At 59.3% G+C, this 22,236-nt stretch carries 20 protein-coding genes; 7 read left to right on the forward strand and 13 right to left on the reverse strand.

All coding sequences use genetic code 11. The annotated features are described in order from the left end of the window. The first annotated feature begins 31 nt into the window (after positions 1 to 31). Positions 32 to 904, forward strand: coding sequence for a metallophosphoesterase family protein (locus V1T76_RS10080; RefSeq protein WP_330560535.1), 873 nt, complete (start codon positions 32 to 34; stop codon positions 902 to 904). Then, a complete protein-coding gene (locus V1T76_RS10085; protein ID WP_330560536.1) occupies positions 901 to 2,583 on the forward strand; it encodes an ABC transporter ATP-binding protein in 1,683 nt (560 codons plus the stop codon). Before V1T76_RS10080 ends, V1T76_RS10085 begins: the two co-directional genes overlap by 4 nt. Before the next feature lie 71 nt (positions 2,584 to 2,654). Here the strand turns inward: V1T76_RS10085 and V1T76_RS10090 are convergent, their stop codons facing one another. From V1T76_RS10090 to V1T76_RS10110, 5 genes are all read right to left on the reverse strand, one after another. Next, complete coding sequence (locus V1T76_RS10090) at positions 2,655 to 3,605, reverse strand: ABC transporter permease (RefSeq protein ID WP_330560537.1); 951 nt, start codon at positions 3,603 to 3,605, stop codon at positions 2,655 to 2,657. 6 nt (positions 3,606 to 3,611) lie between these two features. Further along, positions 3,612 to 4,673, reverse strand: a complete 1,062-nt coding sequence (locus V1T76_RS10095; RefSeq protein ID WP_330560538.1) for an ABC transporter permease — start codon at positions 4,671 to 4,673, stop codon at positions 3,612 to 3,614. Continuing rightward, a complete protein-coding gene (locus tag V1T76_RS10100) occupies positions 4,670 to 6,193 on the reverse strand; it encodes a sugar ABC transporter ATP-binding protein (RefSeq protein WP_330560539.1) in 1,524 nt (507 codons plus the stop codon). Before V1T76_RS10100 ends, V1T76_RS10095 begins: the two co-directional genes overlap by 4 nt. A 91-nt stretch (positions 6,194 to 6,284) precedes the next feature. Next, the gene (locus tag V1T76_RS10105) at positions 6,285 to 7,433 is read right to left on the reverse strand and encodes a sugar ABC transporter substrate-binding protein (protein WP_330560540.1); all 1,149 of its coding nucleotides are present in this window, start codon (positions 7,431 to 7,433) and stop codon (positions 6,285 to 6,287) included. 98 nt (positions 7,434 to 7,531) lie between these two features. Next, positions 7,532 to 8,236, reverse strand: coding sequence for a FadR/GntR family transcriptional regulator (locus V1T76_RS10110; protein WP_330560541.1), 705 nt, complete (start codon positions 8,234 to 8,236; stop codon positions 7,532 to 7,534). A gap of 696 nt (positions 8,237 to 8,932) precedes the next feature. Between V1T76_RS10110 and V1T76_RS10115 the strand changes: the two genes are divergently transcribed. After that, positions 8,933 to 9,907, forward strand: a complete 975-nt coding sequence (locus V1T76_RS10115) for a DUF808 domain-containing protein (protein ID WP_330560542.1) — start codon at positions 8,933 to 8,935, stop codon at positions 9,905 to 9,907. 119 nt (positions 9,908 to 10,026) lie between these two features. On the opposite strand, the gene hdcA is transcribed toward V1T76_RS10115, so the two are convergent. The 3 genes from hdcA to V1T76_RS10130 all read right to left on the reverse strand — a co-directional run bounded on the left by hdcA (position 10,027) and on the right by V1T76_RS10130 (position 12,530). Beyond that, on the reverse strand, positions 10,027 to 10,902 hold the full coding sequence (gene hdcA / locus V1T76_RS10120; protein WP_330560543.1) for a histidine decarboxylase, pyruvoyl type: 876 nt from the start codon (positions 10,900 to 10,902) through the stop codon (positions 10,027 to 10,029). Between the two features lie 166 nt (positions 10,903 to 11,068). After that, positions 11,069 to 11,791: a type 1 glutamine amidotransferase gene (locus V1T76_RS10125; protein WP_330560544.1), complete on the reverse strand. Its 723-nt coding sequence runs from the start codon at positions 11,789 to 11,791 to the stop codon at positions 11,069 to 11,071. A 40-nt stretch (positions 11,792 to 11,831) separates the two neighbouring features. Next, complete coding sequence (locus V1T76_RS10130; protein WP_330560545.1) at positions 11,832 to 12,530, reverse strand: GNAT family N-acetyltransferase; 699 nt, start codon at positions 12,528 to 12,530, stop codon at positions 11,832 to 11,834. Between the two features lie 232 nt (positions 12,531 to 12,762). On the opposite strand from V1T76_RS10130, the gene V1T76_RS10135 reads away from it, so the two are divergent. The 3 genes from V1T76_RS10135 to V1T76_RS10145 all read left to right on the forward strand — a co-directional run bounded on the left by V1T76_RS10135 (position 12,763) and on the right by V1T76_RS10145 (position 16,131). Further along, positions 12,763 to 13,920 carry a WD40/YVTN/BNR-like repeat-containing protein gene (locus V1T76_RS10135; RefSeq protein WP_330560546.1) on the forward strand — a complete coding sequence of 386 codons (1,158 nt, stop codon included), beginning with the start codon at positions 12,763 to 12,765 and terminating at the stop codon, positions 13,918 to 13,920. Positions 13,921 to 14,142: 222 nt separating this feature from the next. Beyond that, entirely contained in the window at positions 14,143 to 15,552 is a 1,410-nt protein-coding gene (locus tag V1T76_RS10140) for an aminotransferase-like domain-containing protein (RefSeq protein ID WP_330560547.1), read from the forward strand. A gap of 171 nt (positions 15,553 to 15,723) precedes the next feature. Then, complete coding sequence (locus V1T76_RS10145; RefSeq protein WP_330560548.1) at positions 15,724 to 16,131, forward strand: DUF983 domain-containing protein; 408 nt, start codon at positions 15,724 to 15,726, stop codon at positions 16,129 to 16,131. A 267-nt stretch (positions 16,132 to 16,398) separates the two neighbouring features. On the opposite strand, the gene V1T76_RS10150 is transcribed toward V1T76_RS10145, so the two are convergent. From V1T76_RS10150 to ndk, 4 genes are all read right to left on the reverse strand, one after another. Next, positions 16,399 to 18,498, reverse strand: coding sequence for a molybdopterin-containing oxidoreductase family protein (locus tag V1T76_RS10150; protein ID WP_330560549.1), 2,100 nt, complete (start codon positions 18,496 to 18,498; stop codon positions 16,399 to 16,401). Positions 18,499 to 18,603: 105 nt separating this feature from the next. Beyond that, complete coding sequence (locus V1T76_RS10155; protein WP_330560550.1) at positions 18,604 to 19,041, reverse strand: EF-hand domain-containing protein; 438 nt, start codon at positions 19,039 to 19,041, stop codon at positions 18,604 to 18,606. Between the two features lie 83 nt (positions 19,042 to 19,124). Then, complete coding sequence (locus tag V1T76_RS10160) at positions 19,125 to 19,403, reverse strand: hypothetical protein (RefSeq protein ID WP_330560551.1); 279 nt, start codon at positions 19,401 to 19,403, stop codon at positions 19,125 to 19,127. 169 nt (positions 19,404 to 19,572) lie between these two features. Continuing rightward, a complete protein-coding gene (gene ndk / locus V1T76_RS10165; RefSeq protein ID WP_330560552.1) occupies positions 19,573 to 19,995 on the reverse strand; it encodes a nucleoside-diphosphate kinase in 423 nt (140 codons plus the stop codon). Positions 19,996 to 20,240: 245 nt separating this feature from the next. Here ndk and V1T76_RS10170 point away from each other — a divergent pair, with 245 nt between their 5' ends. Next, complete coding sequence (locus V1T76_RS10170) at positions 20,241 to 21,134, forward strand: DUF4344 domain-containing metallopeptidase (protein WP_330560553.1); 894 nt, start codon at positions 20,241 to 20,243, stop codon at positions 21,132 to 21,134. Here the strand turns inward: V1T76_RS10170 and V1T76_RS10175 are convergent. Further along, a complete protein-coding gene (locus tag V1T76_RS10175; RefSeq protein WP_330560554.1) occupies positions 21,119 to 22,150 on the reverse strand; it encodes a helix-turn-helix transcriptional regulator in 1,032 nt (343 codons plus the stop codon). The genes V1T76_RS10170 and V1T76_RS10175 overlap by 16 nt on opposite strands. Positions 22,151 to 22,236: the final 86 nt, after the last annotated feature.

A 22,236-nucleotide genomic window follows, 5' to 3' on the forward strand; every position in this document is an offset into this window, starting at 1 on the left:
CCGAACCTAAGATCAATTCAGGAAAATCAACGTGTCCGTACGTATCGCAGTCGTCGCCGACATCCACCACGGCAAACCTTCCGCAACCAAGCGCGGTGACACCGCCCTCGACCTGATGGCCGAGTTTGCCCGTTTCGCCAATGATGCTGCGCCTGATTTCGTCATCGATCTGGGCGACCGTATTTCGGATGTCGACCGGGACACGGACCTTCGGCTGGAGCGTGAGGTCGCCGACGCCTTCAAGGCAATCACCGCTCCGATCCACCACATCAACGGCAATCACGACCGCGATCACCTGGAGGTTTCGGACAACGAGGAAATTCTCGGTCAGTCCTTCGCCAATACGACCATCGACGCGGGGGACTGGAGAATTGCCCTGTGGCGCGCGGACAGCAAGATCCATCGTACGCCAGACCATTCCGGTTTCATTCTGCATGAAGCCGATCTGTTGTGGCTGTCGCGCGTTGCCCAAAACACGGACAGGCCGCTGCTGGTTGTCAGCCACGTGCCTGTGTCCGGTCATGGCCAGATCGGCAACTACTACTTCGAACGCAATCCGTCGGCATCGACCTACCCAATGGCCGAGCGCGCCCGCGCCGCACTGGCTCAATCCCGCCATCCTGTGGTCTGCCTGTCCGGGCACGTTCACTGGAACACCATCACCACGGTTGACGGCATTACCCACCTGACCCAGCAGTCCCTCACCGAAAGCTTCACCACCAAGGGCGAACCTGCCGGAGCCTTCGGACTGATCGAACTGGGCGAAACCGTTTCCTGGCAAGTGCAGGGTCTCGACCCTATTGCCCATTCCTTCAAGCCGCATGCCGACCGCTGGACACCGCCGCTTCCGGATTTCAACCAGCACCCGGAATTTGCAGCAAGACGCCGCGGAGACCTCAAATGACCAAGCCGGTACTGGACGTTCAGGACCTCAAGATTTCTTTCGGTGCCCATGAAGCGGTCAAGGGGATTTCCTTTGCCATTCATGCGCGTGAAACGCTTGCGCTGGTTGGAGAGTCCGGTTCCGGCAAATCGGCTACGGCGCTCTCGATCCTGCGCCTGATCGAACGTGAAGGCGGAACGATTGGTGGGGGACGCATCGTCCTGAATGACGGCGCGAGCTCCTACGATCTGCGAAGCCTGACGGATACACAACTGACCACGCTGCGCGGCAATGCCATTTCCATGGTCTTTCAGGAACCGATGACTTCTCTCAATCCGGTGCTGAAGATTGGCGACCAGGTTGGCGAGGTTTTCATCCGCCACAGGAAATATGACAGACGCAAGGCCATGAAGGCTGCGGAAGAAGCCCTCGACCAGGTTCGCATTCCGGACCCGGCGCGCCGGCTCCACCAGTACCCCCATGAACTCTCCGGCGGTCTGCGTCAGCGGGTAATGATCGCGATGGCCCTTGCCTGCCGGCCAAAACTTTTGATCTGCGACGAACCGACAACGGCTCTCGATGTCACCACCCAGGCGGAGATCCTGACACTGATCAGAAACCTGCAGGCCGAGATCGGTATGGGCGTTCTGTTCATCACGCACGACATGGGCGTTGTTGCCGAGATTGCCGACCGGGTGGTCGTCCTGCGCAACGGCGAAAAGATGGAAGAAGCGAGCGTACACGATCTCTTCGAACGGCCGAAGGCCGCCTATACCAAGGCACTGATGGCAGCGACACCCAAACCTGGGTCCGGCAGCAGTACCCGGCAAGCCGGAACCGGCACCGTGCTGGAAGTGGATTGTCTGTCGACACGCTTTGCCGGCAAATCCCGCCTATTTTCCAGAAAGTCCGATAGCGTTCTGGCTGTGAACAGCGTTTCCCTTAAGGTGGCCCATGGTGAGACGCTCGGCCTGGTAGGCGAATCCGGTTGCGGCAAGTCGACCCTGGCGCGATCCATCCTGCATCTGATCGAACCTGAAAGCGGGTCGGTGTGGCTTGACGGCAAGGTCCTGAACAGCTCCTCCAAACAGGCGCTCCGGGAAACACGAAAAGACATGCAGATGGTGTTTCAGGACCCCTATGCGAGCCTCAACCCGAGGCTTCCGGTTCATGAGCTGATCACGGAACCGGCCCGGATCCATGGGCTCGTCTCACAGAAGGAGCAGAAGGAACTCGCAGCGGATCTGGTCGAACGGGTCGGGCTTGAGCGCGATGCCATCAATCGCTTCGCGCACCAGTTCTCTGGCGGGCAACGCCAGCGCCTGTGCATTGCCCGTGCGCTGTCCGTGGAGCCGAAACTCATCATCGCGGACGAAGCGGTTTCCGCGCTGGATGTGTCCATCGCCCGGCAGATCACCGATCTCATGCTGGAATTGCAACGCACGGAAGGCCTGTCGTTTCTGTTCATCTCACATGATATCGGCGTGGTCGAACGGGTCAGCCACCGCATCGCGGTGATGTATAAGGGCGAGATTGTCGAAACCGGGCCGACGGACCGAATTCTGAAGAACCCGGAACACCCCTATACGCGCCGTCTCCTGTCCGCCGTGCCGAGCCCGGTGCCGAAGAGGAGAAGCGCACCTTCGCAGCTTTCCGTCTCGCTTCAAGTAGAAGTGCCTTCGCTGGCCGCCCTCGCCTGAGGCGGCCTGGCCGTAAAGAACAATTCCTCTATTTCGCAAAGACTAATGGGAGGCAGCCAACCGGGCTGTCTTCAGGACGTGACGCGTTGATTGCGCCCATAGACCAACAGCATGCCGATGATCACCGCGCCATAGATGATCTGCCGGCCTGCTTCCGGCATCTGCATGATCGACAGAACGGAATTGAGAAGCACGATCAGGATGACGCCGACAAGCGTACCGACATATCTGCCCTTGCCCCCGAGAATATGCGTGCCGCCGAGAACGACCGCGGCAATCGCCGGCAGCAGGAACGCATTGCCCATGCCCTGGTAGGCCTTGGCGGAATATCCGGTCAGTAGCACCCCGGCGATGGCGGCGCACACACCGGATGTGACAAAGGCTCCGACGATGACCCAACGTGTCCGGATGCCCGAAAGATACGCCGCCCCCTCACGTGACCCGGTGGCATAGAGAGACCTGCCGAAGCCTGTCCGGGTCAAAAGGGTAGCGATCACGATTGAAACCGCTGCCCAGACCAGAATGGTGGCCGGAACGCCGAAGATCCTGTCCTTGGCTAGGAACAGCATGACCGGCGTTGCCCTGTCTTGCGGCGCGAATCCGCCCGTCTGGGCGACCATCAATCCGCGCAGCACGGTGTCGACACCAAGGGTGAAGATCATCGAGGGAATGCGGAGCCAGGCGACACCGATACCGTTGAGAAGGCCGACGCAAACGCCGACGCCAAGGGCCGTCGGAATGGCGAGGTCCCCGCCAACTGCCGTCGCCGTCATGGCCGCTGCTGTCAATGTCCAGGGAATGGAGAGATCGATATGGCCCAGCAGTATGACCATCATCATTCCGGCCGCGCAAATTCCCAGGAACGAGCCCGTTTGCAACTGTTGCAGCAGATAGTTGACCGACAGCAGGGGTGCCGTGCCTGTCGTAGATAGAGTGTAGGCAGTGCCGGCAATCAGGATGACGCCCACAAACAGGGACGCAATGACAATCGGTCGGTTTTCTTTGGAAAGGGAAATCTGCATGCCTGGCTACCTGAACAAGTCGAGCTGGTTTTTGACCCGCAAGGTGCGGAACGCCCCGAAGGAAACGGCCGTCAGCAACACGAGCCCCTCGATCAACGGCTGCAGCAGCGGGTCGATATCGAGAATACGGAAGTAGAAGGAAATGACCCTGAGGATCATTGCTCCGACCAGGCTGGCAATGGCCCCGCCCGTTCCGCCAAGCAGCGATGTGCCGCCAAGCACCACCGCTGCGATGGAGTTCAGCGTATAGGCGCCCGCCTGCTGCACATCCGCATTGCCCGATGAGGTCTGGATGGCAAGGTAGAGGCCGCCGCAGGCAGCCAGAAATCCTGCAAGGGTGAAGGCGGTAATCTTGGCCCGCTGAATGGGCAGTCCGGACATATAGGCAGCACCTTCCGCCGAGCCGATGGCGTACACGGTCCGCCCCGTGACAGAGCGGCGGAAAGGCACCCACACGATGACGGCCACAAGAACGACCAGAAGAAACGGCACCGGGATGTCGGCAAAGGGGCGCAGCCACCAGGCCTCTCCCCCATCCGCAAAGCCATAGGTATCGGCAAGATCCCAGACGGAGTTGGTCAGCGCCCAGCCGAGATCATCGTCGACATTGCCGCCCGGCTTCGGCCGGATCAGCAGGGCTAGTCCGATGGCGACCGCCCCTGTTGCCAGGGTGGCGATGATCGGCTGAATGCGGCCGTAGACGACGATGCAGCCATTCATGAAACCGAACAGCGTTCCGGTGAGCAGCGTCAGGATCGCCCCCAGAAGAATTTGCAGCGGCGACCCCGTCAACAGCTCCGAGGCAACGCAATTCGTCAGCGTCATCACGGCACCGACGGATAGATCCAGGCCACCGATGAGCACAGGCAGGGTCTGGGCCATGGCAACAAAGGCGATGGCGACTGTCTCGTTGGCGTTCTGAATGGCGACCGCCGAGGAGAAACCGCGCGGATGCAGCACGTTGTAGGTCAGGAAAAGGATCGCAAACAGCAACAGCGCGGCAGCAAATCCGGTATTCTGAGATAACCAGCGCTTCAGGTCTGAGGACCGTGTCGAACCCCGTTTCATGCTGCCTCGACACCGATGTTGAGAGAGGCCGCGACAAGGCTTTCCTCGGTTATCCCGTCACCTGACTGCTCGCTGACGACCTGGCCGCCATAAAGAACGGAGACCCGGTCGCAACAGCCGATCAGTTCCGCATAGTCGGAAGAATAAAACAGAATGGCCTTGCCCTCATTCGCAAGCTCACGCATGAGCCGATAGATCTCCTGCTTGGTGCCGACGTCGATGCCCCGGGTCGGATCATTCAGCAGTATGATGTCGGGATCGATCATCAGCCATTTGGCAAGCACCACCTTTTGCTGGTTGCCGCCTGACAGGGTCATGACCGGGTCATCGGCGGAGCCGACCTTGATCTGCAGTTTCGCGATGCCTTTGCCGATTTCAGCCGCCGCTCTGCCCGGATCAATGAACGGGCCCCTGGAAATCTTCCCGAAGCTGGAGACGAGCAGATTGTCGGCAATCGACATGTCGAGCATGAGCCCCTCCGTCTTGCGGTCTTCGGGAACCAGCGCCATGCGGGTTGCAGCGTTTTTTGCCGTGGCGGGTGAGGATGGCAATCCCTTTTGCCCGCCGATGATCACATCGCCCTCGACATCCTTCAGCACACCGAAAAGAGCCAGCAGCAGTTCCTTCTGACCTTGCCCGTCCAGTCCGCCAAGCCCGACGATTTCGCCCCGCTTCAGGGAAAGATCTATGCCGTTCAGCCGGTTCCCCCACTTCAGCCCCGCCACCTTCAGGATTGGTTCGGCCGTTGCTGCCTCCCCTGCCCGGTCCGGTTTCGGTGGAAACTGAGCATCGACATCCCTGCCGATCATCAGCCGCACGATCTCCCGTTCGGACTTCTCACCCTTCTGGAAGGTTTCGATGTGCTGGCCGTTTCGAAATACCGAGAGCGTGTCGCACAGCGCCTCGACTTCATGCATCCGGTGGGAAATGAAAAGGCTTGCGACCCCGGCGTCCTTCAACTCGCCCAGAAGATCATAAACGGTGCGCACATCGCGTGCAGTCAGCGCTGACGTCGCTTCATCGAGAATAAGCACCTTGGGATTCCGCCCGAGCGCCTTGGCAATCTCGACCATCTGCCGTCGGGACAGAGACAATTCGCGCACCAGCGCATTCGGATCGACATCCTCGCAGCGCACACGGGCAAGCAGCTCTTCGGCGCGGCTGATCTGCGCCCGCCGGTCGATCAGCCCGAAACGGCGCGGCGGGCTGGAAATGGAAATATTGTCCGCGACCGAAAGATCCGGAATGAGCGACAGCTCCTGGAACATACAGACGATCCCGGCATCGACCGCAGCCTGCGGCCCGGCAAAGGAAACCTCCTTGCCTTCCATCAGAAGCGTGCCTGCATCGGGCTGCAGCACGCCGGCCATGATCTTGATGAGTGTGGATTTGCCGGCGCCGTTTTCGCCCAGGATCGCGTGCACGGAACCGGGCCGGCACTTGAAATCGACCCCTTCCAGGGCACGAATGCCGGCGAAGTATTTGGAAACGCCCCGATATTCAACAATCGCTTCAGTCATGCGCGTGCGCTCACCCTGCTTTGAGCCCGGTCCATGGTTTTCGAACTGGTCCCGGGGCGTGCCCGGGACCGGTTCTGTTGGCTCTTGTGGGTTACTTCACGTCTTCTTCGGTTTGCGACATGATTTCCGGACCGGAAATGTTGACGCCGCAGGGCGGGAACTCGTTGACGGTGAAGAAGTTGTCCGGAAGGTCGGACCAGTAGTTCTTGCCGTCTTCCAGCTGGTCGTATGTTGCGACCGGCAGCGGCACGGAGATGAGCTGCGGCATGACATTGCCTTCCAGTGCGGAGACCGCCGCCTTCATTGCAATGGCGACGAGACCCGGTGACTGACCGATGGAAATGCCCTTCAGCCCATCGTCGGAATATTCGGCAATCGCCTTGCGGAAACCGTTTTCAGATTCCCCGGCCACCGGAACCCACGGATGATCGGCATCCTTGAGCGCCTGGACAACGCCGTTGGAACCACCCTGTCCGACAACGGCGACAAACTCGCCATGAACGGCAATCGCATCGGCAACCACTTTCTGGGTGGTGCCATCATCCCAGTTGCCGACGACCTGCACCACTTCCCAGTCGCCGCCCGAAGCATCCAGAACCTCGTTGATGCCAATGGAGCGGTCACGATCCACGGAGTTGCCCGGCAGCCCACGCACCTCGAGGATCTTGCCGGAAGTGACGCCCTTTTTCTTCAGCTCGTTGACCGCAAACTCCGCCCACATGCGGCCCATCTTGAGCTGATCCTCGTTGACCTGCATGACCTTGTCGGTGTCGAGCACGTTGTCGAACGGAACAATGACGACGTTGTTCTTGTCTGCGAGGCGGATTACCCGGTCAAAGCCATCGGGTGACACGGCAATGGTGACGATGGCGTCATAGCCCTGGTTGATGAAATCCTCGATTGCACCCAGCTGGGCCGGCGCGTCCGTGCCTGTCGAGACAACCTTGAAGTCCGAGATCTTTTCCTTCAGCGACGGATCCTCGGCAAAGGCCTTTGCGGTCTTGATCATCTGAATGCGCCAGGTATTACCGACGAAACCGTTGACAACGGCGATCCGGTAGGGACCCGGCTTTGCATCCCATTTGAAGAATTTGGTGTCTGCCGACCAGGGCGCGAAACACTCCGGATTCACACCGGGCCCGGACACTTCGGCAGGGCCCGCGAGAGCCATGGCCGTGGACAGAACAAGCGCCGGCAGTGCCATCGTCAGCGCAGTCGTCAATTTCAACTTCGTATTCATCGCACTTCCTCCCGTACTTGCGTCAAGCTGCGGCTCCTCTTGGCTGGTCGACGCCCCCCAGCCACCGCTTGTTGTCTCCTGCCTCGCCGGCTGGCCTGTCAGGCCGTTGCTTCCATCTCCTGGCTGAAGTGGCGGGCGCCGAACATCAAATGCGTGCGCAATCGGTACTGAAAGGCCAGCCTGTCGCGGGCCGCGAGCGCATCGATCACGCCCTGATGTTCGCTGAAGGTTTCAGTCATGAAGGTTCTGCGGGTCTTGCCCTTCTGCATGATCCGCAGGATCACCGGCTTCATGACCGCGTAGACATCCAGAATGGCAGCGTTGTCGAGAATCGAGACCAGACGAACGTGAAAGGCGTAGTCGATCTCTGAAGCCTCGTTCAGGTCGTGGTTGGCGGCCAGCTCTGCGTTGATGTCGTTGAGCTCGTTCAGATCGTTCCGGTTGACCTTGTCGACCAGCATTTCAGCCGATCCAACCTCCAACAACCCGCGCAGCGCCTGGACGTCGCTGAAGGACTTGCGGGAGAGCTCCATCGTGTTGAAAGAGAACAGCTCGAAAGCGCGCGACATGCGATTGTCGATGATGGTGGCACCGATTTTCGGGCGCACATCCACCAGCCCATAAGCTTTCAGGATGCGCATCGCTTCGCGCACGGTGTTGCGGCTGGCGTTAAACTGGGCGCAGAGCTCCCGCTCGGTCGGAAGGCTATCGCCCACCTTCAACCTGGAACTCGCGATCAGGTCCCGGATCTGCTGCACAACGGCGTCCACGGCGGATTCACCCGCCTGACCCGAACGCATCATTGATCCACCAGCTTCCACTTCCATCATCTGTTCCTGAATGTGTCGTCCGCTGGCTCAGCATAGCCTATTTGTTGGACCAAAAAATACCTACTGAGAGAATTAACCGGTGTCAACGCCGCGACGTAAATTTCGAATAAATTTCCATTTTTTCTCATTTAAACATGATGTTACGAATTGATAATATTATTAATTTCGCTCTTCAAGAAATACGCAGCACCTTCGAGCAGGTGCTTATCATCCTATTTGTCATACCAGAAAGGCGCTCTTGGATGAGGGGTCGGCAAGGAAGAACCATGCCTTCGCAGCCGCCGGAGCAGCCTTTTGCGCAGGAGCGTCCAGCAACTCACGCTAAGTGTTTCGGCAGGTCTGCTATCAGCGCATTTGCTGACATTTGCGGCGAGTAGCGAGGCCAACCAAATTGCGTCACCGAAGACCAGCCGGCATTCCTGAACACCGCGCGCACGGAAACAAGGCAAGTCTCAAAGACGAAGGGAACACCCTTTTGGGACTGGCTGCGTCCCGAACAGCCACCTCTTCCCCTCAACTTGAAGGCCGATCTGAAAGCAATGGCGTCAGCACTCGTACGTCCACTCAGCGCACTGCAACATCAGTATTGTGGAAAAAACGAAAGCTGGCAGCGCAGGCCACAAAACCATGTAAGGTTCCTCTCCGGACGGACACAAACCTGGAGCTGCCATGAGCGGATTGCTTGCCCTTCTCGATGACGTTGCCGCGATTGCGAAGATTGCAGCTGCGTCTGCGGATGACGTGATCGGCCAGGCGGCCAAGGCGGGTGCGAAGGCGGCGGGCGCCGTGATCGACGACGCAGCTGTCACTCCGAAATATGTTGCCGGGTTTTCACCCGCACGCGAAATTCCGATTGTCTGGCGCATCGCGAAAGGCTCGATCAAGAACAAGCTGCTGTTCCTGCTGCCCGCCGGTCTTGCCCTCAACGAGTTTCTGCCCGGTGCCATCACGCCCCTGTTGATGCTGGGGGGCGCCTATCTGTGTTTCGAGGGCGCCGAAAAGATCTACCACCTCTTCAAGCCGCACCATCATGACGCGGACCAACCCGATGACTTTGTCGCCGATCCTCTGCATCTGGAAGAACAAAGGGTGTCAGGGGCCATAAAGACCGATTTCATCCTGTCAGCCGAAATCATGACGATCGCCCTGTCGGAAATTCCGGAGAGCACCCTCTGGCTGGAAGCGGCAGCCCTGGCCATTGTCGCCATCGGCATCACCGCCGTCGTCTACGGTTCGGTCGCGTTGCTGGTGAAGGCAGACGATTTCGGCCTGATGCTGACGCGCTATGGCCGCCTGTCGGCAACCCGCGCCGTTGGGCGAGCCATCGTCAAAGCGATGCCCGGCTTCATGAAACTGCTGATGATCGTCGGCACCGCTGCCATGCTTTGGGTCGGCGGCTCCATCGTGCTTCATGGCACGGAAGTTCTGGGCTTCGGCCTGATCTACGATACCATCCATGACATCGCGCACAACGTTGCGCACGCGGTCCACGTCGCTCAAGGCTTCGTCACCTGGGCGGTCACCGCGACCCTGGACGGTATCTTCGGCCTGGCATTCGGCATGGTGCTGATCCCGATCACCACCAAGGTGATCGTGCCGCTCTGGCGGCTCGTCAGAGGCAAATCCGCCACAAAGAGCCACTGAGACACCGCCAGCATTCCCATTTATGTCGAAACAAGCAAGGCAATCGGACGGGTCCGTCCGATTGCCTTTTTCATTCGCGGACAAAACCTTTGCGCTTCCGACCGGTGGACAGGACCGGCTCAGGCCAGACCGACCGCTCGCTCCCAGTCGCTCAGGGTCAGGTCGTAAAGTGTGTTGAAGCCCGGGGCAGGAACCGCCCGCTGGGCCAATGTGACATAGGGAGCGACAGTGAGCGCCGTACCCACGAAACCGGGCTTCATGATGACATAGGCATAGGCCATGAAAGTGCGGTCATAGAGCACGGACTGGTCCTTGCCGCAGGCAACGATGCTCCACGCCACGGATTTCTGATGCTCCTCCAGAAAGGCCTTCAGCTCGGCTTCATTGTCATTCTTCGTCCAGGTGCCCGCATCCTCGATAAACAGATCCGCCGAGTTGTAGCGATCACGCGTGATCGACAGAGCAATGTAACACCAGACCCCATAGGCCTCCCCTTTGCCGGGATCCGGCTCCCTGTCTCGCGGACGTAAATTGGTGGTGCTCTTGTTTGCGCAGATCACATGTGCGCCGGGCGCTGGCGGAAAGCGTCGGTGCGGTTCTGTACCGAACAACGCGATACCGGCATCGATCAGCGGCGCGGCGTCATAGACCGGCAAGTCCGACCCGTCATACTGCTTGGCGCTGAACATGGGCTTCAGCTTGTCGAGCGCGCTGTTGTAGGCAAGGTCATAGCCCCAGACATTGCCCGCGATGCCGCAGAAGGAAGATGCCGTTTCCATGTTGATCTGGCCGATATAGGCATCGTTCGCCTCAGCTCTGTCGTAGGCGACGATACCGTCCAGCAGAAAATCGTCCGTTTTCTCAACCGTTCCTGTGGCCACCTTGACCACCGAAACATAGCCGTTGCCGAGGTTGCCCGGCCGGGCATAGCCGTCGCAATAGGTCGGATATCCGCTGATCGCGGTCCGGTCGATAGTGGAAATGGTCTTGCGCATGATGCCCCTCAAAATGCCTGTGTTTGCAATGACGCGCGAATGCAGATCCGCACCTTCATTTAACACCCGCACGCCAGGGAAATTCAATTTATTGTTTTAACTGAACAGCAGTTCTACTTATGCGCTTTTTCGGGTTGGGACCGGCTGCGGCTTGCAACGATGACGATCAAGCCTCAATGGCTTTCGGTGTCAACTCGCCGAGATCCTCCCCCTTCAGAAATCTTGCGAAAAGATCGGCCGCCTTGTCCGTATCAAGCGGCATGGCCTCGATCCGCTTTGGCAAGTCGGCACGCTGCGCCTCGTTCAGCACGTAACCGCGCAGGCCAACAATCCCGGCAAGATAGTCCGGACTGATTTCCGGATGCGGCTGGCAGGTCAGGATACGGCCGGCCAGATGCATTCCGGCTATCGGGCAGCCTTCACTTCGCGCAACCACCTCAAACCCTTTCGGGGCCATGATCACCTGGTCCTGATGCCACGCGTTGAGCACAAGCTTTTCGTGACCGAAGCCGCGATAGGTTTGGGGCCCTGCGGTGAACCCCTTCGCTGACCGCTCCACCCGGCCACCAAGCGCCTGCGCGATGATCTGATGCCCGAAACACACCCCGATGAGCGGACGTTCGCTCTGATGAATGGCGCGGATGAGATCTTCCAGCGGAGGAAGCCAGCCATGGTCTTCATACGCCCCGTGGCGGGATCCGGTTATCAGCCAGGCATCCGCCACGTTCGGCCCCTCCGGAAACTCGCCTGCCTCAACATCAAAGGTCGTGAAGGAAAACCCTCGGTCTGCCAGTAACCGCCGGAAACAGGCGTCATAGTCGCCCAGCTTCGCCGCCAGTTCGTCTGGAGCGTGTCCGGGTTGCAAGATGCCGATATGTCTGGGTGTCATAAAAAGGTCTCGTGAAGCGAATCCGGCGAACGCCATTCACTCATGATTGACGGCTTGCCGCCGCTTGCGCAAGACACTCGCCGAGCTTGCGTTTCTGCTCTCCGGACGGCCCGAAATTCTCCGGCGCCAGCCAGGCCTCGTAGCCCTTTTTCAGCGCCGGCCATTCCTTGTCGATGATGGAGAACCATGCAGTGTCGCGATTGAGCCCCTTGACGACGAGGTGTTGCCGGAAGACGCCCTCCTCAGTGAAGCCGAACCGCAGGGCGGCTTGTTTGGACGGCAGATTCTCGTTGTTGCACTTCCATTCGAAACGGCGATAGCCGAGATCGTCGAAAACATATTTCATGAACAGGTAAAGCGCTTCCGTCGCTCCACGCCTGCGCGAGATCAGTGGACCCCAATAGATATTGCCGATTTCGATGACGCCATTGGCCGCATCGATCCGCATGAGCGTCTGCCGCCCCGCCACTGTGCCGGTTTCCTTTTCAATGACGGCAAAGAAAAGCGGGTCCTTGCTGGCAGCAGCCGTCTCCACCCAGGGGCGGAATCCGGCTTCCGTCTCGGGCGGATATTCAGGCAGCCAACGGAATTTCTCATCGCCGTCCGGCACATTCGAAGCCTCGAAAAGACCAAACGTGTGACGCTCCGGGTCAAGCGGTTCAAGGGCGACGTAACGACCGGCAATCGGCGTGTGCTCCGGCCGGGGGCGCGCTGCCCAGCAGCTCAGGTCTTCAGGCATGGTCAACTCCGGAAAAGGCACGACTTGCAAGGGCCGGTAGTTTGCTACCGGCAGACGTCACCTGTCTAGCGTGCCAGCGATACTGCCGGAAGATCCAGTTATGCAAGAGCTAGAGGACCACTTTCCTTGCGCCAGCAGCCTTGCGCCGACCATCCGCAAAAGTCGCAAAGGAACCCATCTACTCTCAATTGAACTCATGGTATTCTCTACTCCTCTCTTGAGGAGGCAAACCATGGCGTCGGGTGTAACTATACTTGTCGGGACCACCAAGGGTGCATTTCTGCTGAACGGTGGAGACAACCGGGAAGGCTGGAACGTAAGTGGTCCCTTTTGCGATGGATGGCCGATCAATCACATGATCGGCGACGCGGACAGCGGCACGATCTGGGCTGGTGGCGGCGGCGAATGGTCCGGTGCCGGTGTCTGGCGTTCGGTCGACGGCGGCAAGACCTGGGAAGTCACGCGGCTGACCAAGGGCACGATTGACGAGTGGGCCGCAAACGATCCTGAAACGGCCAAGTTTCTCAACTGGACACCGCAGGAGCTGCCTTTCGGTGAAGACTTCTCGCAGGTCTGGTCGCTTGGCTATGCTCACGGCACGCTCTATGCCGGCACCAAACCGGCGCGGTTTCTCGCCAGCCGCGATGGCGGCAAAAGCTTCACGCATCTGGAAGGTCTTGCCAATCACCCGTCCGCAGACAGTTGGAACCCGGGTGCAGCCGGCCTGGTGCTACATACTATCGTTTCCGACCCGGACAATGCGAACAAACTCTGGATCGGCATTTCCGCCGCCGGCGTATTTGCAAGCGAGGACGGCGGTGTCACCTGGGAGCGGCGCAATCGGCTGTCCAACGCTGCCGCCTGTGAAGGACACGACCACCCCGCCTCCCCGCGGGACGGCGAAACGGGCCATTGCGTTCACAACATGATGCGCGCACCAGGCAGCGGCGACCTGCTCTATCAACAGAACCATCACGGCGTCTGGCGCTCTGCAGATGGCGGGCTTAACTGGGACAATATCACCGACGGCCTTCCCTCCACTTTCGGCTTCCCGATCCGGGTTCACCCGCGTGATCCGGACACCCTCTGGACGTTACCGCTCAACGGCGACACCGAAGGGCGATTTCCGCCGGGCGCGGCAGCAGCCGTCTGGAAATCAGAGGATGGTGGCAGAACCTGGCGCGACAAACGCAACGGACTGCCACAGGAGGCCTGCTTCTTCACGGTTTTGCGTCAGGCGATGGGCGGCGATAGGCGAGACCCTGCCGGACTATACTTCGGCACAAACTCCGGCTCGGTTTTCGCGAGCCTGGACGAAGGCGAAACCTGGCAGGAAATCGCCCGCCACCTGCCAACGGTTCTGGCAGTGGAAGTGCTCGACCGCGGCTGACCTCACGGATCTTCATGACGCTTTGCTCGATGGGGCGGCATGAGGCCTGGAAACAACTTGCCTGAGCCGGAGCTCCAGTGTTCGCTGGCATGCTGTGGTGCTTCTACCGCCGATCCCGCGCAAGCACCCGCAGGTCGACGCACTTTGTGCGAATGACTGATGACAAGCAGACACCTCGTCTGTATACAGTCATTATCCAGTCAATTTGAAAGACAATTCGTCATGACCGAATGGTGCCCGGATCTTTCCGCCAGCAATGCCCCGCGCTATGCCGCGATCGCTGACGCCATAGAAGCGGATATCCGCGCCGGACGCCTTTCGCCTGGAGACAGATTGCCGGCGCAACGCCAGTTGGCGGCCCGGCTGGGGCTCGATTTCACGACCGTTGCACGCGGCTATACCGAGGCGAGGCGGCGCGGTGTGATTTCCTCCATGGTCGGCAGCGGCACTTTCGTTACCGGTCCGGACACGCAGCTAAACGGCACCAAGCTGGGCGTTGGCCTCGCGGCACGTGACGCCAGACGCCTGTCAGCACCAGATTTTTCGATGAACCTGCCACCGGAAGTCAGCGACCCCAACTTGATCGAACGTATGCGAGAAGGTGTTGCCGCGCTGTCAGCCGATCTCATCCCGCTGTTGCGGTACCAGACAATTGCCGAGAAAGACCCGGACCCGCAAGCGGCAGCGCAATGGCTTGCCGGGGTTGGCCTAAAGCCCGCTCCGGAAGAAATCCTGCACGCACCGGGCGCTCAGGCTGCCCTTGCCAGTATTCTTGCAACGCTCAGCGAACCAGGGGACAGGATTGCCTGTGAAGCCGTCACCTACCCTGGGATCCGCTCCATCTGCGGCCAGCTTCGCCTGGAATTGCGCGGATTGCCGACCGATGGGGAAGGCATCGACCCCGCTGCCTTTCAGGACGCTTGTCTCGATGGACGTTTGAAAGCGCTTTATCTCAACCCGACCCTTCACAATCCCACCACCCGAACCCTTACGGAGCAGCGGCGCCGCGACCTTGCGGCCGTCGCGCAACGCCACGGTGTTCCGATTCTGGAGGACGACCCCTATGGCCAGCTCAGCCGCAAGGAGATGCCGCCGATTGCCGCCATCGCTCCGGACGTGACCTGGTATATCGGCTCTCTTTCAAAAAGCATCGGAGCCGGCATCAGGCTGGCCCACGTCCTTGCACCTGACCGGAGGGCGGCCTGGCAGTTCAGCCGCTCGCAACGCACATCCTGCATCATGATTTCACCGCTCAACACAGCCCTTGCCACGCGGTGGATCGAAGACGGCACCGCCAAGGCCCTGCTTCGGCACATCCGCAGTGAAAGCGCGGCCCGGCAGGAACTGGCTGCACGCTATCTGAAGGGCCTGCAGTTCGAGGCCGACACGGACGGCTTTCACCTGTGGTTATCCTTGCCGCATGGCTGGTCCCGCCCGGCCTTCGTCAGCCAGATGCGAAACCAGCCGGTCGGCGTTGTCGAAAGCGATGCGTTTACCATCACCGGAAAAGCCGACGAAGCCGTGCGGCTCTGTCTGGGCGGGCCACATGACCGTGCACAGATCGACAGCGCGCTCAGGGTCATTTCCGAAGCGCTGGCTTCAACGCCGGACAAAACGTCCACCTACTTCTGAGTGAAATCAAAATGACTGCGCACGGCCCCGGCCAATCTGCCGCAGGCGAGTGACTTGCCATGTCTGCAAATTGCTTTATCTTTGACTGCAAATATATCCAATCATTCTCTAATTGACTGGATAAACGTCTCCGGCACTTCCCGGAAGACCTCTCGCAGGAAAAGGTGTTCCATGACCACTCAACAAAGCTGGCCGAAAATTCCGCCGATCCGCACCGGCATCAAAGGCCGCTGCCCGCGTTGCGGTGAAGGTTCGATCTTCGACGGCTTCCTGAAGCTGAAGCCGAAATGCGACCATTGCGGACTTGATTACAGCTTCGCCGACCCTGCGGACGGGCCGGCGTTTTTCGTCATCTGCTTTGGCTGTATTCCTGCGGTCGCGTTTGCGATCTGGCTCGAAATCGCCTTTACCGCTCCATACTGGGTGCATCTGGTGACGACCCTGCCGCTGATCCTCGTGACCTGCATCCCGTTGCTGAGGCCACTCAAGGGATGGCTGGTCTCCAGCCAGTATTTCTACAAAGCGGAAGAAGGCAAACTGGCCACACCCGTTTCCCAATCCCCGGAAAGCCAGGTCTGACATCCGGAAGCCCCAAGCCGGGCAAGGATCTGGTTTTTCCGAGGCAGGCGGTGACATCGGACGGGGATGCACCGCCTTTTTCTTTCTGAATTCTAGAGGCTATGGAGCAAGTGACCCATCCTTAGACGGTGCTTCGCACCTCCTCAGGATGAGGATGAATGTGTTGCTCTGCTTACGTCTGAACGCACTTCCGCCTCATCCTGAGGAGCGAGCTTGCTCGCGTCTCGAAGGATGGGCCGCGATCTCCGTGCAAACCGGCTGGCCACGTCAAACCGCCCTCACCCACACAGCCGTGTCATGGAAGGCAGCGCCGCCATAAGGTGCCACCGGGTCGGCACCGGTAAGCGTGTTGATGCCGCGGCCGTCCTCGAAGGCATCATTCGGCCAGATACCCTCCGAGATTACAGTTCCAGGTGCGACGGTCGAGACATGCCGCGCATGCAGCGTGACGACGCCGCGCCTGTTACCCATCTTCACCTTGGCACCGTCTTCAATGCCAAAGCGCTCCGCCTCATCCGGACGCAGCCAGACTTCCGGCCGGCCTTCCTTCTTCTTTGAACTGTCGGTCTCGTTGAACGTGGAATTCAGGAACGAGCGCGCCGGCGATGTCACCAGACGGAATGGATGTTGCTCGTCGGCAAGTTCGATGCTGTCCCACTGGTCCGGCAGCTCCGGCATCGTCTGCCATGGGCCGAAAGCAGTGCCGTCTTCCGGCTTGTTGGGCGAGGAAGAACGCCCCCAGTCGGCCTTGAAGTGGAATTTGCCGTCGGCATGGCCGAACCCTTTGAGGTAGTGCGCCGTTTCGAAATCGGGCTGCAAGTCGATCCACTTTCCAGCCTCTAGATCTGCAAGCGTTCCATAGTTGGAGTTGCGCAGCAGCCAGTCGATATGGTCGCACGCGCTCATATCGAATCCGGGGTGAGATTTTGAGTCAACGCGCTTGGCAATCTCATTGATAACAAATATGTTTTCTCTCGGCCCTGCAGGGGGCTCCACAGCTTTGGGACCCAGCATCAGATACTGGTGACCGCCGCCTTTATAAAGATCGTCGTGCTCCAGGAACTGGGTTGCCGGCAGCACAATGTCGGCCATCTGCGCCGTCTCTGTCAGGAAGTGCTCGTGGACGACGGTGAAGAGGTCCTCGCGGGCGAAGCCCTGCTTTACCAGTTCCTGTTCCGGCGCCACGGAACCCGGGTTGGTGTTCTGGATGAGCATCGCCTTTACAGGCGGACCGCCGAGCAGCGCCGCCTCGTCGCCGGTCAGAATGCGTCCGACAAGGCTCTGATCAAGGGTACGAACCGTCGGGTCCTTCAGTGAGCCGGCTTCAATCATCTCCTTGTTGAGCTGATAAATGGCACCGTTGTTGTGAAAGGCGCCACCGCCTTCTTCCTTCCAGCAACCGATGACAGCGGCAATGGAACTGGCGGCATGCATACCGACGGCCCCGTTGCGGGACCGGGTGAAGCCATAGCCGAGCCGGAAATACGTCTTCCTGACTGTCCCGATCAGGCGCGCCAGCTCCTCGATACGGGAGGTGTCGAGACCGGTGATCGCTGCGGCCCATTCCGGTGTCTTCGTCTTCAGATGCGCTTCCAGCTCGGATGGACAGTCTGTGTAGGTTTCCAGGTAATCCCGGTCGGCGAAACCATCGCGGAACAGCACATGCATGACAGCGCAGGCCAGCGCGGCATCGGTTCCGGGTTTCAGGATGATGCCCAGGTCCGCCTGCTTCATCGTCTCGGTTTCATAAACGTCGACGACAATGATGCGCGCACCCCGCTTCTTGCGGGCGGCAATGGCGTGGGTCATCACATTGACCTGTGTCGCAACCGGATTTGTTCCCCAGATGACGATCTGGTCGGAAACCGCCATCTCACGCGGATCGGGGCCCGCGAGCTTGCCGGTGCCAGCGACGTACCCCGTCCAGGCCATGTTGGTGCAGAAACTGTCGAACTGGCGTGAGTAGCCCTTGGAGTGGCGCAGCCGGTGAATGCTGTCCCGCTGCACCATGCCCATCGTTCCGGCATAGTGATAAGGCCAGACGCTTTCGGCGCCGAATTCAGCTTCGGCAGCCAGAAACTTTTCGGCAATCAGGTCCAGCGCCGCATCCCAGGAAATTTCCTCAAAACGGCCCTCTCCCTTTTTACCGGTGCGCCGCAACGGCTTCAACAGGCGGTCCGGATGGTAGAGCCGCTCGGGATAGCGGGCGACCTTGGCGCAGATCACGCCTGCGGTGTAGGCATTGTCCTTGGCACCATTCAGCCGGCGCACGTCGCCATGCGGATAGAAATGCACCTCGAGCGCACAGGTCGACGGGCAATCGTGCGGACAGGCGGAAAAAGTGCTCTTGGGTGGCTGCTGGTTCATGATGCCTTACTGAATTTCCTCGAACGTGAGCCCGGCAAGGTTCCCCCAGCGCGGCCACCTGTCAAGTCAGATGGCCGCTTTTACCGGCTAACGGAGCGGGAAATATCACCTGCGCTGGCCGAAATCCGCCGTGGTCACGACACCATCGCCATTGCGGTCGATCATTTCGATCCATGCCTGTGCGTTATCAAGGAATTCGGCCTCGGAGACCTTGCCGTCACCATCGGTATCATTGACGTCCAACGCCATGCCGTTCGCAGGGTTGCCTGCCCCCCGCCCCATTCCCTGGGGTTCATTTGCGGCCTGGTCCTGCGCTCTTGCCTCATCGAACAGGACGTATTCCTCCGCATCCAGAAAACCATCTTCGTTGGCGTCAAAGCTGGCAAAGACATCGCTGCGCCGTTCACGCGCTTCCTCAGCCGTCACGGCCCCGTCTCCATCCAGGTCCCAGTTCTCAACGAAGTGAGCGCCCGGGCCTTCTGCGGCCCATCCAGCGCTGGAGATTGCCAGGAAAAGAGCGGCTCCGAGAGTGATCGTTTTCATGTTCTTCCCTTTCTTTATAATGTTCGAATTCTTGAATGTTACTCTTTCAAAAAAAGTGCGTGGCGGCCACGCACTTTTTTCAGTCAACTGCTGCTACTGGGAGACCTTGCTCCCTGTCTGCCGCCCGAATGTCCACCGGGTTGCGGGGGTTGCACCGGATAGCCATCAGCATGGATATGCCGGTCGTTACCGTCGATGGAATTGTCGGCAGAGGCTTCCGCCTTCGGCAACAACAGGTTCCCGATTTCGTCGACGACATGGGCATGTTCGACGGCTTCTTCACCCGCCAGCGGTGCCGTGCTGTCATGCGCTGCAGCCGGTGTTGCAATGAATACGCCGGCAAGCACTATGGACATGCGCATTGCTTTCTCCCGATCTCTAAGCCCACAAGCGGAGTATGGGACTTAAGAGAGCGAGACGCTGTCAGACAATCGCATCAAAGTGTAACGCGATGTAACGGGAGACAGGCTGGAAAAACAAAAAAAGCCGGCCCCTGGGGACCGGCTTTGAAGTCAGCTGATTGTCCGAAGATTAGCCGACGAGCTCGACACCGGAGAACCAGAAAGCGATTTCTTCGGCAGCGGTTTCAGCCGCATCGGAGCCGTGTACGGAGTTTTCGCCGATGGACAGCGCGTATTCCTTGCGGATTGTGCCTTCTGCAGCGTCCGCCGGGTTGGTTGCACCCATGACTTCACGGTTCTTTGCAATGGCGTTTTCGCCTTCCAGAACCTGAACGACGGTCGGGCCGGAAGACATGAATTCGGTCAGTTCGCCGAAGAACGGACGTTCCTTGTGAACCGCATAGAAAGCTTCTGCTTCGCGAAGGGACATCCAAACGCGCTTGGATGCAACGACGCGCAGGCCGGCTTCTTCAAGCTTGGCGGTGATGGCGCCGGTCAGGTTGCGCTTGGTGGCGTCCGGCTTGATCATGGAAAATGTGCGTTCAATCGCCATGGTTTCATCTTTCTCGTTTCAGCAGCGGACCGGCGGAGTGCCGGTTCCGGATTTCAAAAATTTCGCGGCCTTAATACCGGGGCACTGTCATGCCCGCAAGGGGGCCACGTCATGACATTTTGATGTCGGTAACCGCTTTGTGTCTGAATATGGTGCTGGCAAACGCTCAGGCGGCTGCCTAAGTTGGCTTGCAAAGGCAAAGGTCGCGCGGATGGTTTGCGGCGCTCTTTTTCGGGAATGACACCATGATCGAACGCTTCGCGCTCTTGCCGACGCTCCTTTTCGCCGCAGTTGCATCGCTCTGGCTCAGCTTTGCCGCCGCGCCGGCGGTGGCCAACGCACAGGCAAGCGACACCCCGCAAACCTTCCCCACGCTATCAGCAAAGCTTGCAGGTCTCTCTCCCGAACAGCTTGAAGAGCTTTTTGTCTTCGTGGCAGGCAACACGCTGTTCACGCTCTACCACGAGAGCGGACACATGCTGATTTCGGAGTTGGAACTTCCCGTTCTGGCGCAGGAAGAAGACGCAGTCGACAATCTGGCTACCGTTTCCATGCTCGGTGCCGACAGCGACGACATGGACCTCTACCTCACCCAGGCGATGATAGGCTGGTTCCTGATCGCGGAAGAAAACTACGACGATCTCGTTTTCTACGACGAACACGATCTCGACCAGCAGCGCGGTTACAAGATGCTGTGTCTGATGGTGGGCGCCGATGAAGACGCCTTTCTGGACTTCGCCAGAGATCTGGATCTGCCGGAAGCGCGGATCGAGAGCTGTGCTTTCGACTATGAGCAGGCGTCAGCTTCCTGGGAAGCCGTGACAGATCCCTACCTGAGAGACAGCGATACGCCCGGGGGCAAGATCAAGGTTGTCCATGATCCGGCCTCCAGGGATATGGAGGCCATGGCCCTGTTTCTGAAGGAAAGCGGGCTGATGGAACTGGTCGCCAAAGAATTCGATACATTTTACGATCTGCCGCGGTCCGTCACCTTCCGCGCGGCGGCCTGCGGCGAGGAAAATGCCTTCTGGGATCCGGACAAACGTGAAGTCATCCTCTGCCACGAGTTGCTCGCCGGTCTGGCAGAGATCTATCTGAGCGTACCGGACGAGGATGAGAACGCTCAGAAAGCAGATTGAGCGTTCTTCTTGCGGTAGACACCTGGCGCTGCGCCATACGCTTTCTGAAACTCCCGGTAAAAATTCGAACGGGTGAGAAATCCGGCCCGCTCCTGTATCTTGCCGATCGGTTCCTCCGTCGTCACCAGCAGTCGCTCCGCTTCTGCAAGACGGACCAGATTGACGAACTGGCTGACATTGACACCTTCAACAGCATTGACTGCTCTGGACAGATCCCGGTCCGGCACGCCCACCCGGCGGGCAAGGCGTGTGAGCGTCAATGACGGGTCCCGGTAGAATTCCTGGTCGATCAGCACTTTTCTGGCAGCCGTGACAAGCTCTGCCTGCTGCGCGCCGCTTTCAACGTTCTCTACCTGGATTTGCCGCCCCTGTCCGAAACGCAGAGCGATGACCCCAACGACGGCGGCGAAGGCAATCACCAGAAAAAACATGCTTGCCAGCGAGATTGCCAGGGCGGCAGCCACCTCACTTTGATGCGCGAAGAGATATGCCACGAAGACGTCAATTAGCAACGACGCCAACATAAGCACCATGGAAAACCCAAGCAGTTTGTGCAGCAAACCGGCAATGTTTGTCGGCGCATTGCAAAATACGTCCGGTCCATGCCGCCAGAGCCGTGCAAGTGCCAACGTGTAAAGCGCATAGCTCGCACTGATGATCCCGTCGATGTAACCGATGACCGGCACAGGCAGGTGCATCACGAAGGTCACGATCGCTGCCCCACCAAAATTCCAAGCAATCAACCGTCGGGTCTTTTCAGCGGAAACCGTGAGCGACACAAAGGCGAGATAGACGGATGGGGCTATCCAGACAGGCAACACCCTTTGCAGGGCCAGAAGCTCGAAAAAACCGAAGGCAAAACGAACACCAACCAATGCAGCTTCCAAGGCCAGCAAGCTGAAGAGCCAGACGAACATCCCTCTTGCTGCGGTCGGCAATGACCGCCAGTTCAGTGCTGCGATCCCCAGTGCGAGGAAAACGGCTGCGAGCAGAAAGGAGACGGGAATGCTGATCATGACGGGTCTGAACGGGAGGATTTCTTGAACGGCCTGTCCTTTATCACGATTGAGGACAGGACGGGGAGCCTGCGCCGATTGTCAAC

The sequence above is a fragment of the Roseibium sp. FZY0029 genome (assembly GCF_036350355.1).
Classification (GTDB): Bacteria; Pseudomonadota; Alphaproteobacteria; order Rhizobiales; family Stappiaceae; genus Roseibium.

Coding starts and splice junctions, on each gene's coding strand:
- V1T76_RS10085 (WP_330560536.1), top strand. CDS start 901: ATGACCAAGCCGGTACTGGACGTTCAGGACCTCAAGATTTCTTTCGGT.
- V1T76_RS10090 (WP_330560537.1), bottom strand. CDS start 3,605: ATGCAGATTTCCCTTTCCAAAGAAAACCGACCGATTGTCATTGCGTCC.
- V1T76_RS10095 (WP_330560538.1), bottom strand. CDS start 4,673: ATGAAACGGGGTTCGACACGGTCCTCAGACCTGAAGCGCTGGTTATCT.
- V1T76_RS10100 (WP_330560539.1), bottom strand. CDS start 6,193: ATGACTGAAGCGATTGTTGAATATCGGGGCGTTTCCAAATACTTCGCC.
- V1T76_RS10105 (WP_330560540.1), bottom strand. CDS start 7,433: ATGAATACGAAGTTGAAATTGACGACTGCGCTGACGATGGCACTGCCG.
- V1T76_RS10110 (WP_330560541.1), bottom strand. CDS start 8,236: ATGATGCGTTCGGGTCAGGCGGGTGAATCCGCCGTGGACGCCGTTGTG.
- V1T76_RS10115 (WP_330560542.1), top strand. CDS start 8,933: ATGAGCGGATTGCTTGCCCTTCTCGATGACGTTGCCGCGATTGCGAAG.
- hdcA (WP_330560543.1), bottom strand. CDS start 10,902: ATGCGCAAGACCATTTCCACTATCGACCGGACCGCGATCAGCGGATAT.
- V1T76_RS10125 (WP_330560544.1), bottom strand. CDS start 11,791: ATGACACCCAGACATATCGGCATCTTGCAACCCGGACACGCTCCAGAC.
- V1T76_RS10130 (WP_330560545.1), bottom strand. CDS start 12,530: ATGCCTGAAGACCTGAGCTGCTGGGCAGCGCGCCCCCGGCCGGAGCAC.
- V1T76_RS10135 (WP_330560546.1), top strand. CDS start 12,763: ATGGCGTCGGGTGTAACTATACTTGTCGGGACCACCAAGGGTGCATTT.
- V1T76_RS10140 (WP_330560547.1), top strand. CDS start 14,143: ATGACCGAATGGTGCCCGGATCTTTCCGCCAGCAATGCCCCGCGCTAT.
- V1T76_RS10145 (WP_330560548.1), top strand. CDS start 15,724: ATGACCACTCAACAAAGCTGGCCGAAAATTCCGCCGATCCGCACCGGC.
- V1T76_RS10150 (WP_330560549.1), bottom strand. CDS start 18,498: ATGAACCAGCAGCCACCCAAGAGCACTTTTTCCGCCTGTCCGCACGAT.
- V1T76_RS10155 (WP_330560550.1), bottom strand. CDS start 19,041: ATGAAAACGATCACTCTCGGAGCCGCTCTTTTCCTGGCAATCTCCAGC.
- V1T76_RS10160 (WP_330560551.1), bottom strand. CDS start 19,403: ATGCGCATGTCCATAGTGCTTGCCGGCGTATTCATTGCAACACCGGCT.
- ndk (WP_330560552.1), bottom strand. CDS start 19,995: ATGGCGATTGAACGCACATTTTCCATGATCAAGCCGGACGCCACCAAG.
- V1T76_RS10170 (WP_330560553.1), top strand. CDS start 20,241: ATGATCGAACGCTTCGCGCTCTTGCCGACGCTCCTTTTCGCCGCAGTT.
- V1T76_RS10175 (WP_330560554.1), bottom strand. CDS start 22,150: ATGATCAGCATTCCCGTCTCCTTTCTGCTCGCAGCCGTTTTCCTCGCA.